Here is a 16712-nt window from a genome sequence, read left to right on the forward strand (position 1 = left end):
ATTGTCCCGGTTGACCTTTCCAGAAACTGCGGATCGTTTCCCAGAGTAGCTCGTCATGACAACTCAAATACTACCCGCAACTGATCAAGAACTTTGGTTCTTGGAAGGGCTCATCGATCAGCGCGATCGGGTGCAACATATTCCAATCAACTCGGTCCCGTTTCGCATCGGTCGCTCCGCCGAGCTGGGGCTCTGCTTGCCCTCTCCCGCGGTTTCCAAAGCACATGCCGAAATTGTATCGGTAGGAGATAAACTCTTTCTCCGAGATTTGGATAGCACCAATGGAACATTCGTCAACGGCCATCGCGTCGCCGGGACGACTCCGATTGGCGAAGGAGACTTGATCCAATTCGCCACAATCGATTTCCGAGTGAAACGTGAAGCCGCAAAGAGCTTTAACAATACCATTTCAGATTCCTCGTGCGACCTGAGTGGGATGCTGGCACGGTTTCACAACCTGATGTCTTCCCGCGCGGTCGTTCCGGTATTTCAGCCAATCATCGCATTCGCCGACAAGAGCGTCATCGGATATGAAATCCTGTCGCGGAGTCGGATCGATGGTCTGGAAACTCCACGTGACATGTTTCTGGTGGCCGAACGACTGCACTTGGCCGCGGAATTGAGCACGATGCTACGCTGGGAAGGGGTGCGAACCGGCGATCAAATCATTCCCGCGACCAACTTGTTTATTAACACACACCCGTGTGAAAAAATGACGCTAGGACTGCTCGACAATTTGCGTGAACTCCGCGAACGATTTCCCCAGCGGCCATTAACCATTGAGATTCACGAAGGTGCTGTCACAGATTTGGAGGAGATGCAAACGTTCCGGGAGGCGATCACCGACCTAAATATTGGGTTGGCCTACGACGACTTCGGCGCCGGGCAGACGCGATTGCTCGACCTAGTTGCGGTTCCCCCCGATTACCTCAAGTTCGACATCAAACTCATTCGCGACATCCATCTCCACCCGCAACAGCAACAAATGGTCGAATCGCTGGTCACGATGGTTCGTGATTTCGGAATCGCCGCTCTGGCTGAGGGGATTGAGCGCCCCGAAGAAGCTGAAATCTGTCAGCAAATCGGGTTTGATTTCGCGCAAGGGTATTTCTTCGGCCGCCCGATGCTGGTCGACTCCGTCCCGGTTGCGTGAGCTGCCCACAGTGGCTCTGCTTGATTGCTATCGCCGCGCAATTGTATCATCGTGCCATCGCGCTGAAGTTGCGCGGCTGAGTTTGTTCCCCGCCGCCGGAACCGTTGCTGCATGGACATTGACGTTGAGATTCCCGATCTGCCGGCCGCGTTGCGGGATTTGATAGCCCAGATTCCACCGGGCCGCGTGACGACCTATGGAGCATTGGCTGCGGCGCTAGGTAGCGATAGCGCAACCCGCTGGGTCGGCAGTTATGTCCTGGATCCGTTAGTCGCAGCCGCATTGCCAGTACACCGCATTGTCCTCGCCGCTGGCGAACTGGGTTTGTACTATACGGGGGACGCGGCCGACAAATGCCTTCGATTGCAATCCGAAGGAATCGAAGTCGAGAAAGATCGCATTGAGTTACCGCGGTGGTTTTTCGATGGCTTTCAATCATCACAGCCGCTGCGGACATTGAGCGCACTGCAAGAGGACTACACCAAGCGACTGCAACTGACGCGTCCTGCGGCGCGACCGCAAACCGTTGGCGGCGTGGATCTCTCTTATATCACTGACGGGAGAGCCGTCGCCGGATACGCGTTGATCGATGTGGCCACACGCAAATTGTTATGGTCGACCACCCTGACTGCGGAGGTCGCGTTTCCGTACATCCCTACGTTTTTGTCCTTCCGGGAATTGCCCTTGTTGTTGCGGTTGTTGGATCAAGTCCGCCGGGAGGATCGCATGCCGGATCTGGTCTTTGTCGATGGCAACGGTGTCATGCACGACCGCCGCATGGGCATCGCCTGTATGTTGGGTATTGCCGCTGACGTGGCAACGGTGGGGATCAGCAAGAAATTATTGTGTGGCCAAGTTGAGACCGATGACATGGCGCATCGCGAAGCGCGTCCTGTGGTGGATGGCGAAGAAGTTTTGGGGATGGCGCTCAAATCGCGGAACAGCTCGAAGTTGATTTATGTTTCCCCGGGGCATCGCATCGATTTTGCCACCGCCTTAGAAGTCACGCAAAGCCTGCTGGCTGGCCATCGTCTTCCAGAACCGACTCATTGGGCCGATAAACTAAGCCGCGATGAAGTCCGCCGCATTTCCGCCGCTCAGTCGTAGCACTCACTCGGCCCACTGACTATTCGGTTGCGGAGTCATCCCCAGTGCGGATTCATCTCCTGGGGCAGGCTATTCATCGGCTGCGGGCTGCGCGTCGGCTGGTGGGTCTTCGCCGGGCAGTTTTCCAGAAATGACTTCTTGGAGAGCTTTGCGCAATTGTTCTCCGAATTGCGGTCCCCCGCCGACGAACAGCCGCACAATTTTTCCGTCTCGGTCGATGATCACCGTCTGTGGGATGGATGTGGCGGAATACTTGTCCGCGACTGCCCCATCTTGGTCCAACGCAACTGTCGGCGACAACTTCAGGCGTTCCAACGTTTGACGGATCCGTTCGGGATTTTCTTCCAGGTTTACGGTGACCAATTCGACTTGTTGTCCCTCGAACTCGCGTGCCACGCCGTCCACTTGCGGCATCGCCTGCATACACGGACCGCACCAAGTGGCCCAGAAATCGAGCACGATGATTTTCCCTTTCTGGTCCGCGAGGTGAAAGTCGCCCCCTTGCATGAGCTTTAAGGTAAAGTCGGGTGCCATTTCACCCACCAACGAGGAGTCCAGGCCGGTATTTTGCGCGCCCGACGCGGACAGGTAGCTGGGTTCGACGGCGTGCTTGAGTTTCCATTGATGGTAGGTCAACTTGGATGCCGCCTCTTCGATGGCATCGCCGAAGATCAATTGATCGACAAGCTTCAGCTCGACCTGGCATTGCCCCAACACATCGCTGGTGCCCGAAATCGTTGCATTGGCCACTGCGTCTGGTTCGAAGGTCAGCCGGGAGTTGTCACTCCGCATGGTTTGCACCCGTAATTTGGTAAGCGGTTTCGCAACCGGGTCTTCGTCAGCCGATTCATCGAGATTCAGGTCATCACCATGCAACCAAATGATACGCGAAACATATTCGCGGCGAATCTTCTTGGTTTCCAACCGGACTTCGACGGTGAGGTATTCCTCGTCCATGTCCAAGATCCGTGCTCGCAAGTAGTCCCCTTTGATTGACCGAATCATGTGCGTGGGAGGATTGTGTTTTTGCATGCGCGGCAACGTTAACAACCGCTCCCGCTTTTTCTTGCTGAATTTAATCGTCGATTGCGCTCTGATAAACTCCACGGCTTTGACTTTTTCGTTGGGTACAAATTTGGCGTCGGTCATCGTCGAATCGAAGTAGACCCCCTTTTCGTCAATGCGCTTCACCTTACCGGGAATCACATCCCCGGTATAAAGATGTATGGCTCGTCCGGAGGGTCCCGAGACCGCGCCCGCTGGATTTCCGGTGGAAAGTTTTTCGATCACGCCTCCCCAAAAACCGCGCCGCTGTCGGACCACTCGTCTTCGCTGCTGCTGCACCTGTTTTTTCGGTTGCGGCGGCGGGGGATCGCGATAGACGATTCTTCCGGAAACCTCTGCTCCAAGTGGGCTGCTGGAGAGCCCTTCCCGCGGATGAAACATCAGGCAACTGCCATCGGCTTTCACCTGAGCGTCGACCAAGTAGCCTCGTAGGCGAAGACCGGGGATCTCTAATCGACCTTCGCGTTCTTCACGAGCCTGCGGAGGTAGTTGCTTGATACTGGAAGCGAGTGAATGCAAATCCGTGGCAGGAAACACGAGTTCGTTTTCGATACCCGGGGATTTGATGGACACCTTGCCCTTTTCGATTTTGACAATCGACCCGCTAATGCGATTGTTGTCGGGAAAAATCGCGCTAATCACACGCGGTTCCTCGGGCGTCTCAGCGGGCATAGAGAAACTGACAGCTTGGCCTTCTTTGATACGGACCGGTTTGTCATCTCTGAGCATAATGAATTCGTCTGTGTCCGCGTCATAAGATTGCACAGTGCCGTTGATGATTGTGCCATCGGCAAGGTGGGCGCGCGATGCATTCCCCTGGACATCATGGGGGGCTTCACCATTCCATTCCGTAATCCGCAAGCGGTCCAATCTTAGGTCGCCGCGTTTGTTCATCACGCGCAATCCGGAGAGCGTAAAAGCGGCGGGGGAGTTTGACTTGGCGACTTCCAGATCTCCCAACCGACGGCCGTCAGCCGTATAGGCAAAGATGCGGTTTTTTTCTTGGTCAAGATAAATCTGCAAATGCAATTGCCCGCCACCGGCTTTGAGTTTGAGCAGCGACGTGACGTCGACCTCGTCATCGGTTTCGCGCATTAAGACCAAGTCCTGTTCCCAGACTTCGAGGCGAAACGCTTGTTGGATATTCTTGGGGTTGTCATCGACACCCAGCGCGATCACAAAGTCGGCTTTTTTCTTCCAGGAGATTTCCAATTCAATGCCGGCGCGGCTCGGAATTTCCAGATCGCGCTGCAAGAAGGCGTCCTGGTTGTTCGTGACCAATTGCCCCCCTTCCTCTGTCCATTTGGCTTTCTCGCCGGAGTGATCCCAGCCTCCCAAACCGCTGGGGCCTTGCCAGACGACCTTGGCGCCTTCGCCCCAACTGAGAATCCGGCGGATGTGACTGCGGGCGATCTTGAGTTTGCCAAACCGCGTCGAGTCAAGCACCATATCCGTCGGAGACAAGCTGACCAATTCGCCGAACAGTTGGTCACCGCCGGCAAGCTCCACGCAATAAGAGCCCTTCGGTGCGGGCCGGTCGAGGCCCACGGGAAAATGTACCGAAACCACCCGCCCAGCGGGAAAGGTCAACGGCTTTGTAAATGGCGGCGAATTCCAGGTCACGACATCGGGCGTCGCGGAATCGCCCAGGCTGCCGGTCATATAGTCGCCGCTTGCCAATCGCAAAATGGCATCTTCGCGAACATCATCCGCGGCGCACAGCGATCCGCCCAAACCGGCGAGGGCCGATAAGCACAATATCGACGTCAAAACAACGCTTTTAAAAGTCATGGCTTATCGCTCGTAAATCGGCAGAAATCGGTAATTCAACGCCAAAGCCAGCAGATTCATGGATGTGCTCAATGACGCTCCGAACTGACCTTGAAAGCTGCCATTGGCTTGTTGAACGGTCTTGAGTCGACGAATGAGAATCTTGTTCCACTTTTCCCAGGCTTCGACATCCCCTTGAAACAACGCTTGCGCCTGATAGTAGCGAGCGTATTCCGGCCAGCTGCTGGCTTCGGTTTCTAGTCGGTCGGTGAGATATTTGACGGTCGCTTTATATTTGTCCAAGTCTTTACGATGCGCGATGGCGTAGACCAAAGTGGCGATGGAACTTCGCGCCAACGATTCGCCAAACCCACCCAAGCCGGAATAGCCGACTTCGCCCGAACCGGACGTCATGCTGGCGAAATAGGCCACGGCTTTATCGATTGCCGTGTCGGGAACCTCAATCCCCGCGTTCCGCGCGGCGAGCAAACCGACCATGACCGATCCACTCACCGAGGTATCCGCATCGTTGGAATCGGGCGAATACCTCCACGCATTGAGCGAGTTTTTTTTCTGCGACGTGATTGCTGCACGGACAGCCAACTCCAACGATTCGCCGATGGAGCGGGCGTTGTTCTTTTTCCCTACAGGCCACAAGTTGCGCTCATCAACTGCACCATAAGCCTCCGCCAGCCCCAACATCGCGAACCCGTGGTGATACATGCTGTTGCCGAAAAAGCCGGTCCCCGCGTTTTGTTCGGAAATAATGCTCCGCAAACAACGCCGGATGTTACTGCTGTATTTTCCGTAATTTGGATCTTCTCCCGATGCGAGAAACACCATCAATCCTAAGCCTGTGACGCCGGGGCCGGTTTGACCATCGGACCAGGAACCGTCCGCCGCTTGTGTGGTGGCCAAGAATTGCAAACCCCGGTCATACATTTCACGGACATCGCGTGGCACGACGTCGCCGTGGCGGATACCCGGCAATGGTGCTTGCGCTTTCGCCGCGGCGGGCGCTAGAATCAATCCCCCCATCACTGCCGCAAGCAGCAGGTGCATGGCAAAGCGCGGCGAGCGGATGTGTCTCGGTTGTCGTGGGTCGGTTTGAGTCATCAAGTTCGTGCCTTCCGGCAAATGGTCGAATAATAAATGCACCTTCGAGATCAAGGGATATACCCCTCGCGTTTGAGTGTCTGCCGCATGCCCTTCCCTTGCCTCATCTGTGGTTTAAAAACCTCCCATTGCGCGTCGTCAAAAATCTGCTTGAGTGTTGCCTCGGGGATCTGGGAGGCGAAATACCAAACTACATATCGGTCGTATTGCCCGAATCGCAGCGGTGGTGGGGCGACCTCTGAAATTAATTTGATCAATTGGCTACGCTGCGCCTCGGTCAGGGGCATGCGGCGTTCCAACAAACTGACCGCTACCGCTACCTGGGCCTTGAAGCGGAAATTGCGCCGCTTGAGTTCGGCACGGTCATATTTTACCCGTTGCTTGGGCGTCAATGTGCCGCGGATTGTTTTGTGAAACAATGAATCCGTTTCGAATAGTCCAGAACTGACTTTTTGTTGCAGCGGTTGGATCTCCTGCCAGATATTTCCAAACGCATTGCGGTCGTTGCGGACGGCCATGAATTTGGCACGCATTTTTTCGACATCGTCATAAAACCGTTTGATGTCGCCCGCGGCGGCCAACGACAGTTTCCGTTTTTGAGTCTGATCGAGTCTGCAGATGCGGTGGATTTCGTTCATCCGCATCGTCAATTGCGAGTCCAGCCGCTTGCGAGCTTGCCGTGCATTGCCATTGCCGCGAAAGACCCATTGATCGAATTGATCGGGATTGATTTGAAACCGATTAACGGCCACCGGCTGCGGCGCGTCTCCATCCACCAAACCATCGTCGTCTTGTCCACAAGCCGTCCCACTCCAGAAACCGGACAGCAACAGCAACCCGCCCCATAACGCGCGACGCAGAAACTGCGCCACCTCAGTCCGTCCACGAAGTGGGCGGGAGGGTAATGTTCGGGTTGTTGTGACGTCGGTCTGCACCGGCTTGGTTCCTTGTTGTTGGACGGCCGTTACTCAATCAATACGTTGACTCCGCCTTCAATGAGCACATCGCCTCCGCCACCCAAGCGTTTGGCCTTTTCCTGATTCTTAGGATTTTTAGCCTCGGGCAATTCAAAGTCGTCAACAATTTCGTTGACGCGGCCTCGCCCAAAAATGCCAGCGTGTTGTGGTCCAATTCTTTGCAGCGTCCGCCAGACATCTTTTTGGTAGTCGTCTAAAATCGCCATGAGCGACCCGCTGGAGACTTGTGGGACGTACATGGGGTTGCTCATCAACACTTCAACTGTCTGGCCGTACTGATCCCGCCAATTGTCTTCCAGCGCTTTTTGAAGTTTTGTACGTTGCTCCTCTGTCAGGCGTAACTTCTCGTCAATGCGGGCCACAAAAAACTGGACGGTCGCCTGCTGAAACCGCTCTTCGCGCTTGGTGAGCTCGTCGAGGTATTGAGCGGCCTGTTCGGGACGTAAATTTGTATCGACCAGTTTCTTGATTTCCGCTTGCACCGTTGCCCGCTGGTCGACACTCAAGGTCGCTTGACCGTTGATGAGCCCTCCGCCCCGCGCGCGACGGTTCTTTTTCTTACTGAGTTTCTCAATGAAGACGTCTATCGATTCCACAGCTGCAACCGCCACTTGCTCACGCTGCTGCGGCGACATATCGCAGATGCGGTTTGCGTAGGCCAGCTCGACTTTATACAAATTCCTGAGTTGCGTACGGACTTGATCCGCCCGCATTGCTCGACCGTTTTGTAGAAAGATGACGTCGGCGGCAACTGCATCAGCTGCTGCCGGGCGTTTCGGCCTTGGTTTTTTGGCAGCGGCCTTCAACTTCTTTACCACAGCCGCGCGCTTAGCCGCCGCTGCGGCCTGCTGTGCCGCTGCCTGCTTTGCCACTGCGGCTTTTGCCTTCTGTTGAGCATCGTTCCGCGCAGCCACTTCGGTTACGGTCGCCTTCTTTTCGTCGGCCGTATTTTTCTTCGCAGCAGCTTCCTCGCCTCGCGCCGCAGGACTGCCAAAACCAAGGCAGAAACAAACTGCGAGGAGGATTGCTCGCATTGGGTATCGCATCGTGAACTTCCTTCCGGTTATCGACTCGGGCGTTCGAGTTGATTGAAGTACTCGTCCAAACCGGCGCGGAATTCTTCGGGCAACCCCGATCCCGTTTCGCCCGTCGCTTGTTGCGCGCCATGATCTTCGCGAACTTCTTTCTCGTTCACGCCGCTGCCGATCAGCGCGATGGCCGCGTCCTGTGTGTCGCCGCCACCGCCGCCACCCGGGTTGGAACCCCCGCCGCCACCGCTCCCGGGCTTGATCCGTTTCGAGGCCAACAGCAGTTCAATGACCTCCGTCTCAGCGGCAATCGCGGGTGCATCGGTATTCGGCGATGCCAGAATTTCGGCCGCTTCCTGCATGACTGCGGCGACTTTTTGCATCAAGGCAATTTCCTTACCGAAGAGTTGTTCGCCATCCTTCAGAGCGCGAATCCGTTTCTCCACATCTTCGATCTTGGCTTTCAATCCCTTCTGAGTATTCGCCAGCTTATGCGCTTCGCCTTCATATTTTTCTTCAGCCAGCGCGGCTTTTGCCTGCTGGGCAACGCGCGTATCCTCGCGGAGGTTGATTTCCGCTTCTAAGACCTGCAGCACCGCCAGGATGATCGAAGGGGGTAAGCTGCCTTTCGATTTGCATCCCGGACATTGCCCGGCACAGGCAGGGTCGACCAAGTCTTCGGCCCAACGGTCCAGCGAGTCGGACCAATACTCGGCTTGCGCGATCGAGAGTCCATGTTCTTTGGGAAGGTCATCTCCCAATTGACGCAGGTTGCCAACGACATCCTGTTCCTTCATGTCTTCCAATGTCGACTTAAATTTCATCATCTTGCGGCGTTCAAAGTAAGCCTGCATGTCGTCCATGATCACCGACACGTTTTGGCTACTTTGTTCTTCGCGGCCGGAAAGACCGGTGAACACTTCGCGACTTGGCTTTTTAATACGCGAAGTCGCCACGCCGAAGGCTCCATCGATCTGGTCACCGATTTTGCCGGCGATCTTGTACTGTTCACGAGACGCCGCTTTGAGCCGTTTGACCAACGTGCTGCCTTCGAGATTGGCCAGAATGTTGTTCAACTCATCAGCAATGCGGTCAAACTCGGCCAACAAGTCTTCCTGTTCGGCGATCGCCTCGTCCATCTTCTTTTTCTGCGGCGGTTTTTTGCCGCTGGAAGGCCCGCCGCTATCCATCAATGTGGTTACGGGCAACTTCAATGACGGGCTGCTCGGATTCTTCGGTTCTTGTTTTTCTTCCGGCTTTTTATTCTTGTCCGCCAACTGCTGCGACGATTCCACGTCGGAGATTCCCGGCACGGCTGTCGGCTTCGCGTCTTTGTCTTCTTTGGTCGGAGCCGGTTGTCCCGATTTGATGTCGCGAACATTCCCAATCGTGGGAGCCTTATTGGCCGGCTGGTTGGATGCGGTCTTTTGGGCTTTGGATGCTTCTTTGAGTAGGTCCGCCACCGAGGGCATACGATTGTCCGAAATGTCTTTAAGAATCTGCAACATTTCGGCCCATTGTTCCAGATGTCCCACACCAAATTCCGGGTTGCGCGAAGCTTGGCGAATCAACTCCGTGCCGCTGTCGGTCAAACTCGACAGGCGGCGTCCATTGGCTCGCTCCGCTGCAGCTTGGCGGTCAATGCGTTCCCGGTTTTCCGGCTTGTCCAGATCGTCCGGGGTGAGTTCACGCAATTCCTTGTTGACCCCATACAATTGCAATTCGCGGTCACGAACTTCCAACGACTGGCGATGCCAACGACTCAGTTGGTCGGTGAGCCAAATCGCGTGCTGCTCGGCATTGAGCACGTACATCACGTACTCGGGCGAATAGACTCGCTCACGGCCGGGGAAGTAATCCTCGACGAAGATGCGGAGGCTAATCGGTTGTGGCTCGATCCCCTGCGATTGCGCGGAGAAGGTGCCGGTGATATCAAGAGCGGCCAGTTCGCTGCCGCCGGCGGCGAGAATGCGTTCCCCTTCCGCCCGGTTTTCGACAAGTGTTTCATCCAGACCTTGCCATTCCATGCCGATGCGGCGAACGCCGAAGTCGTCGCGGGCTTTGACCTGAAACGTCAGTTGTTCCGAATCGAGCACCACTCGTTTTCGCGGCAGGTTTTCGCAGGAGAGTGTCGGGGCCTCATCGTCGTGTGCTTTGACCATTAGATTAAACGGCTCTTTGCCGGCCAAACCGAATTCGTCGCGCCATTCGATCACCAGCTCGCGCGATTCATCGGCGGTCACCGGGATGCCCGCAATGTCAGCCCCTGAGGCTTTGACCGGTTGGCCATTGACCGAAGCGGCCAACAAATTGCGTCCGGCTGTCATCGAAAACGTGGCTTGGCTGCCTTTGACCATTGAGATCGATCCGCCACGGACGTCGCGTTCAAACGGCTTGTCTTGCTCTAAATAGTCCGGCAATCGCACGTTGGCAACGACCGAAGTCAACTCGGGCCGCAGTGTCGGGCGGATCAACAGATTTTGTCGCGAATCACCAATACGAACCTTCATTGGCCCGTCGTCGATCTGGGGCGGAATTTCAAATTCGTAGGCACCATCTTTCAACTGCGCGGCAATCGCTTGTTGCCGCCCCACTTGAATCTCACCCTGCAACGGCTGCCACTTCGAGTCGTCCTGCAGGACAATCTGCAATTGGTGCGGTTCACCATGGGCGATGACCAATTCTGCCGGCAAAGCTTCGACGGCGGCAAAGGTGTAGCGGGGGGTGTTGTTCCAGGGCGTGAGCAAGCGCGCCCAGGCATTGCTGGCAGCTGCCGGAACAAAGAGCAACAAACCAGCTGCAATGGCAACGGCGCCAATCGCCAGTCCGCTCCACAAGCGATGCCGCGTTCGTGGAGTCGCGGTTTGAAAATTCTTGTTGCGCGCGTCCTCGGCAACCTGAACGATCGCCGCTTCACACAGCGTGCGCGAGCGGGCTTGTTCGGAATCGCTCCGGACCAATTCGATGATCCCCAGCAGGTGATCGCCCAGCAGCATTTTCTTGCCCAGCAATCGCGCCAATTGATCCGGGCGACGTTGATTCCAAATCCAGCGATGCAAATACAACGGCACAATCAAACACGCCCCCAGCGCCGCGAAGAAGACACCCAATCGCAACGCCTGCGGCGTATCCCACAAGCGGTCCAGCACGAAGACCGACAAGAAGGCTACGACCACAGCGAAGACGGCCACGCAGGCGGCTTCGATCATTTTGATCGTCCACACCCGGCGACGAAATTCGTCGAGCTGGGAATTGAGTGACGGCGGCAGTTCCAAATGGTGAGTGGGCTTGGAAACAGTGCTCATGGCCGTGTTCCTTGAGAGCATGAGGAAATGGTGTTTAACCGCAGTATTATCATATCAGCCCGGCCGCCTTGCGTCCTACCCAAAATACGCCAAACAGGGCGATCAGACAGGCTGCCGGGATCGGATGACTCCACAACTGTACACGCCGCACCGAGGCGGGTGGATCTGGTAGTGCAGCCAATGAGTTCATGACATCATCGATTTTGCCCGCTGCGATAACTTTTCCGCGGGTGACGCGGGCCAATTCGTCCAAGACTTCCGGCCGCGCCGGCCGGCCGGCCCGTTCGTTGGCCACCCCTTGAACGAAAAACGAGGTTTCTAAGGTTGTGCCAGTTTGCTTGCAGGACAGCACCATTTCGTGCTGACCTGGCTCAGCGGTGGTGAACCGACCCGCGAAGGCGCCCCATTCATCCCCCGCCGAAACAAACCGCACGGTTTCCAGTTTTCCGGAGGGAGAAGTGATCCGGGCAACAACGTCTCCCTTGGTCAATGGTTCGCCGCTCTTCTCCATCACGTTGGCATTAAACATGACCGTTTGATCGATTTGTGGTTGGTCGGGCGAGTAGTACAACCGCATCGATTCGCCTTTGGCCATATTGCGCTGGTACGCCATCCAGCGGACCACCTGACCCCAGAAACGATAGTGGTATTTGTCCTCCACCCCTTTCCGCCAGCGCCAGGCGCCGTCGGTTCCCATAAATAAAACTTTGCCGGCACCATAAGTCCGCGTCACCAGCAAGGGCACGCGGCCATTTTTGTTGGTTTCACTTTCGTGGACGCTCAGCACGTCGGTCCCTGCTCGTGCGCGGAGCACAGGTGCGTGCCATTGAAAGCCGGGCAATCCGCTCCAGACTTCGATATTGTCCTCGCGCGTGTCGGCCAGTTTGGTTAACAAACTCCGCCGGCCCAATTCGGTCAATTCAAAATGACTCGGCGTTCGCGAACCCCACCCCCCCGGTTGCGCTTCGTCGAGAACCACTGGATACAACGCATCCAACTCAGTTTCCAACAACGAAAATTGCCGTCCGTAAAACCCGGGCATGAACACCAAGCCGCTCGCCTGATGTTCGACAAGCCCTTTGAGCAATCGGCACTGTTCGACGGTCAACTGCCCGTCATCCAATCCCACATCGCCCAAGAAAACCACATCGTACTTCGAGAGTTCGTCCAGCCCGTCGGGGAACTCCTTGATGTAATCCCGATTGCCGCCGCCGACCTTGCTCAGGCCGGGGTGAAACAATAGGCAGGAAACCTCGACGCCCGGATCACGTGACAGGGCGTTGCGCAGGTAACGGTATTCCCAACGCGGGTAGGATTCGACAACCAGCACCCGCAGTTTTTCTTCGCGGATCGATATCGGCGCGGAAAGCTCATTGTTGTCGGTCAGCGATTCATCGTGATGCGTGGGGACATTGACCGTGAGTTGGTAATCGCCGATTTTCTCCGGCTTCCAGATGATCCAATCGCTCGTGCGGCCCATGGCCTTGACGTTGACTTCTTTCTGCAACTCCTCACCATCGGATGTCCGCATGGTTACTGTTGCGACGTGATCGCGCGGCAGCGAACTGTTGATGGAAAACGGAATGCGGACCGATTTACCGGCCACGCCAAACGTGGGCGCATCGAGGCTCAATAATTCCACATCCGGTAACGGGATCGAGCTCCCGACTGGAACCGCGAAAATGGGGACCTCTTTCAGCCGCATGCGGGTTGCCGCCTGCACGGGCGGCGGGCCTTCGTTCCAATCCCCATCCGAGGCAAAGACCACGCCCAACAAATTGGTTTGTTTCTCCATAACATCATTGAGCGGTTGGTACAGATTGCTTCCCGAGCTTTCCGGGGTCGAGAATGGTTGCAGGACCACGTCGATCCGCTCGTGCAATTTGTGCCATGCCGCGGATTCTGTCAGCGGAGCGATGGCGTCGCGACGTGTTGTCAGCGCATCGCCCGATTGCCCAGCGTTTTTGACATCCCGCGTTTCCATGCTCCGCGAGTCATCCCAGAGGACCACCACCGACGGCTTTTCATCCGGCAAGAACTCTTCGATGTATTCCGGCTGGTTGAACATGACTGCCGCAAAGATCACCAACAACAGCCGTAACAACTCCAGCAAACCGAATGTCCGTTGGTAGCCGCTGCGGCGCCAAGCGGCGTAACAATAGGCGGCTGTCACCAGCACCACGACGATGGAGATGCCCAACGACCAACCGGTCCACTGAAATGTCAGCGTGCGTGTGGTGTTCATGCGGCGGCTCCTTGAGTCGGCCGAATTTTCGGCAAGCAGAGCGCGGCTTCCACAATCATCGACACCATCATGACGGCTAAGAACACCCGCCAAATTTCCTCGATCAACGAATTGATCGTTCCCGCTTCATCATCCACACGGGCGAAATCGAGTCCATTGAACAGCCCCGCTACCTTCTCATCGGCTAACAGGGAGGCCTGTTCTTCTTCGGCCGAACGGTTGACCGCCAACAAGCGATCACCAGCCGTATAAACGCCGCGATGAAATGCGTACTCCGTGGACAACCCTTCTTCGTCGCCGGTCAATCGCTCCCAAGTGGTCGCCAATTCAATTGGCTGTTCGCCGGCGATCAATTGTCGCGTATTACCCAACGCCTCGGCTCCGGACGCCAAGGCCCGTTGCACAGCGACGTACAGCACAATGCCGTTGGTGGCCAGCGACGAATCACTCGGTGCTGGGGTGGTTGCACAAAAATACACACCGCCATGATCGGTCGTCATGCGTGCCAACAGAGGCTTGCCACTGGGTAACTGAGCCAGAGGAGTCACTTCACCGGACAGTTCACAGTATTCGCGAATCTGCAGTTCGCCAACCGGTAACGAGGTGCCGCTGAGCGTGTGCGCGAGTATATCCTGATCGCTCCGCCAGGTTTCGATGCCGATTTCCTTCGGGGGTTTCTGCCAGTCTTGCCAAGCCACGCCCATGAATTCCCGTCCACTGGTTGACCGCGGGGGGAAAAACACAACACGGCCGCCACGGCTGACAAAATTGGTCAGTTGTTGGGCGACATCTGCGTCGGGTAGTGGAGCATGCCACAGCACCAATGCCATTTGCTCCCATTCGACGGTTCCCAACTGATCTTCGGTCACGACCGTGGCAACGCTCTTGGCTTGCGGATCGGGAGATATCGAAGCGGTCAGTTGCAGTGGCCGGACGTTGGTGGGATCGTCGGCCACAATCAGTGTGTGCCGCTCGGGGGGTTCATCGAAGGCAAAATAGAAATCGTTGTCGGCCGGATTGGCGTCGGCGGGTATCGACACGCGGCCCCAGCCCTGTTTCTGATTTTCCGTCAGGCCGATGCGGTAATCCTTGAGTTCGTATTGCGCCCCCACCATGTCGACGTTGATTTCCGATCGGGCGCCGTCGATCTCCAACTGCACCGGGACCGCTAACCGTTCGTCCGAATCCCCTTCCCGCGTCAAATGCAGCGACACCAACAACTCAACACCCTCGCTGGTTTGTTGCCGTCGTACGTCCGTCACACGAACGGCGACGTTTTGCGGTGCGGCGCGGGGATAGGCCAGTAGATGGAAACGCACACCTTGGGAGAATTCCAAAAAGCTGTCCCGCAGTGATTTCCATCGGCTGCTTTCGGCGTTCCAATCGTTCTCGCGCAAGTCGGAACAGATCCAGATCTCCGTCCGGCCCGATTGGTTGGCCGCAATGTAACTGTGGGCTGCCTGCAACATCGCCGGGAGGTCGGCGGACGTACTCGTCGGTTCCGTTTCCGGCAGGTTCAACAAGTCTGTAGGATCGTTCAATTCGCGCGGGACGTTTTTGGTGCTTTCAATCAGCACGTACCGCGTCGATCCCAGCGTTTCGAGAGTTTTAGCCAATTGCTGCCGCCCCGTTTCGAGCTTTGAGACGACTGCTCCCGGGCCGAGTTGTTGCATGCTGGGCGAACGGTCCAACAGAATGATCGTTGTATCCGTGCGGCCCCCGGCGGTCACTCCCAGCCAACCGCTGGCCAACGGGCGGCTGATGGCAAAGATCAAACCGGCGATTGCCAGCGTGCGAAACAGTAAAATCAACCATTGCCGGATGCGCGCATACCCTCGCGACATGCGATTGGCGGCGAGTAAAAACATCATCGCCGCCCAGCGCGTCGTTTGGTAACGGCGTTGGTTGATCAGATGGATGATGATCGGCAGCGCAATTATTGGTAACGCCGCCAAGAGCATCGGCTGCAAAAAACTCATCGTACGCCTCGCGCTCGCGTCCGCCCGGCCAAGAATTGTGTCAAAACTTTTTCGTAATCTTCATCGATCACCGTGCGGTGGTAATCGATTCCCGTCTGTAACACGACCTGTTTGAGATTCTCCAAATATTCTTGGAGTGCTTTGTGATAACGGTCGGCGATCTCGTTCGGCTCAGCAAAAATGGCCGGTCCGCCTTCCATATCCAAAAACCGCATCGGGCGGCGAAATTCGAATCCCAATTCCTGTGGATCCAACAAGTGGAACGCGGTGACATCGTGTTTACGAAATTGCAGATGCTCAAAACAGCTCCGCAACTCTGCCGGTTCCACAAAAAAGTCCGAGATGATCACAATCAACGCCCGTTGGCGAATCGTTTCAGCTAACTCGTGCAACACGCTCGTCAACTGCGTGCCATCCTTGGGGACGGCTTTTTCCAACGTGTCAAAAACGTGCATCAGATGCGCAGGATTTCGTCGCGGCGGGATATTTTGAATCATGTCCTCGGCCACACAAGAGAGGCCGATGGCGTCCCCTTGTTGGACCGCTAGATAACTCAATGCGCCGGCGATTTTGAGGGCATACTGCAACTTGGTGATGTCGCCGCTGCCGAAGTCCATCGAGCCGCTGGTATCTAGCACCAGGCAACACCGCAGGTTGGTGTCCGCCTCGAATTCCTTGACATAGAAACGGTCGGTCCGACCGTAAGCCCGCCAATCGAGCCTTCGCAAATCGTCGCCCGGGACATATTTCCGGTACTCCGCAAACTCCACGCTGGCGCCGCGGTGCGGACTGGGATGCCGACCGGAAACGCTGCCCATCATCGGTCGCCGCGCGAACAGCGGCAGCCCCGATAAGCGCGACAGCGCCGACGGATCCAAGAACTCCCGGCGATTACCATCCGGAAACATCAACGACTCCTTCACCAGTCGAATCGACAGGTTACAGAAAACCCGCACACAACTCTGGA

General features: G+C 56.3%; 10 protein-coding genes. 2 read left to right on the top strand and 8 right to left on the bottom strand.

Annotated features, from left to right (window positions below; genetic code table 11):
• Window positions 1-55 precede the first annotated feature (55 nt).
• A complete protein-coding gene (locus CA54_RS08215) occupies window positions 56-1153 on the top strand; it encodes an EAL domain-containing protein (protein WP_146370320.1) in 1098 nt (365 codons plus the stop codon).
• Window positions 1154-1264: 111 nt separating this feature from the next.
• On the top strand, window positions 1265-2260 hold the full coding sequence (locus tag CA54_RS08220) for an endonuclease V (RefSeq protein ID WP_146370321.1): 996 nt from the start codon (window positions 1265-1267) through the stop codon (window positions 2258-2260).
• Window positions 2261-2329: 69 nt separating this feature from the next.
• On the opposite strand, the gene CA54_RS08225 is transcribed toward CA54_RS08220, so the two are convergent.
• Genes CA54_RS08225 through CA54_RS08260 form a run of 8 tightly spaced genes read right to left on the bottom strand, consistent with a single transcriptional unit; the run spans window position 2330 to window position 16653 of the window.
• Complete coding sequence (locus CA54_RS08225; protein WP_146370322.1) at window positions 2330-5116, bottom strand: TlpA family protein disulfide reductase; 2787 nt, start codon at window positions 5114-5116, stop codon at window positions 2330-2332.
• Between the two features lie 3 nt (window positions 5117-5119).
• Complete coding sequence (locus CA54_RS08230) at window positions 5120-6211, bottom strand: squalene--hopene cyclase (RefSeq protein ID WP_231962999.1); 1092 nt, start codon at window positions 6209-6211, stop codon at window positions 5120-5122.
• 50 nt (window positions 6212-6261) lie between these two features.
• Complete coding sequence (locus tag CA54_RS08235) at window positions 6262-7146, bottom strand: hypothetical protein (protein WP_146370323.1); 885 nt, start codon at window positions 7144-7146, stop codon at window positions 6262-6264.
• Between the two features lie 29 nt (window positions 7147-7175).
• Window positions 7176-8234 carry a hypothetical protein gene (locus CA54_RS08240; RefSeq protein WP_146370324.1) on the bottom strand — a complete coding sequence of 353 codons (1059 nt, stop codon included), beginning with the start codon at window positions 8232-8234 and terminating at the stop codon, window positions 7176-7178.
• A 17-nt stretch (window positions 8235-8251) separates the two neighbouring features.
• Window positions 8252-11521, bottom strand: a complete 3270-nt coding sequence (locus CA54_RS08245) for a hypothetical protein (RefSeq protein WP_146370325.1) — start codon at window positions 11519-11521, stop codon at window positions 8252-8254.
• A gap of 49 nt (window positions 11522-11570) precedes the next feature.
• Window positions 11571-13766 (bottom strand): VWA domain-containing protein, encoded by a 2196-nt coding sequence (locus CA54_RS08250; protein WP_146370326.1) that lies wholly within the window; start codon window positions 13764-13766, stop codon window positions 11571-11573.
• Window positions 13763-15745, bottom strand: a complete 1983-nt coding sequence (locus CA54_RS08255; RefSeq protein WP_146370327.1) for a BatA domain-containing protein — start codon at window positions 15743-15745, stop codon at window positions 13763-13765. The genes CA54_RS08250 and CA54_RS08255 overlap by 4 nt, the downstream gene beginning before the upstream one ends.
• The gene (locus CA54_RS08260; protein ID WP_146370328.1) at window positions 15742-16653 is read right to left on the bottom strand and encodes a DUF58 domain-containing protein; all 912 of its coding nucleotides are present in this window, start codon (window positions 16651-16653) and stop codon (window positions 15742-15744) included. The genes CA54_RS08255 and CA54_RS08260 overlap by 4 nt, the downstream gene beginning before the upstream one ends.
• Window positions 16654-16712 lie beyond the last annotated feature (59 nt).

Source organism: Symmachiella macrocystis, assembly GCF_007860075.1.
In the GTDB taxonomy this organism is placed as follows: Bacteria; Planctomycetota; Planctomycetia; order Planctomycetales; family Planctomycetaceae; genus Symmachiella; species Symmachiella macrocystis.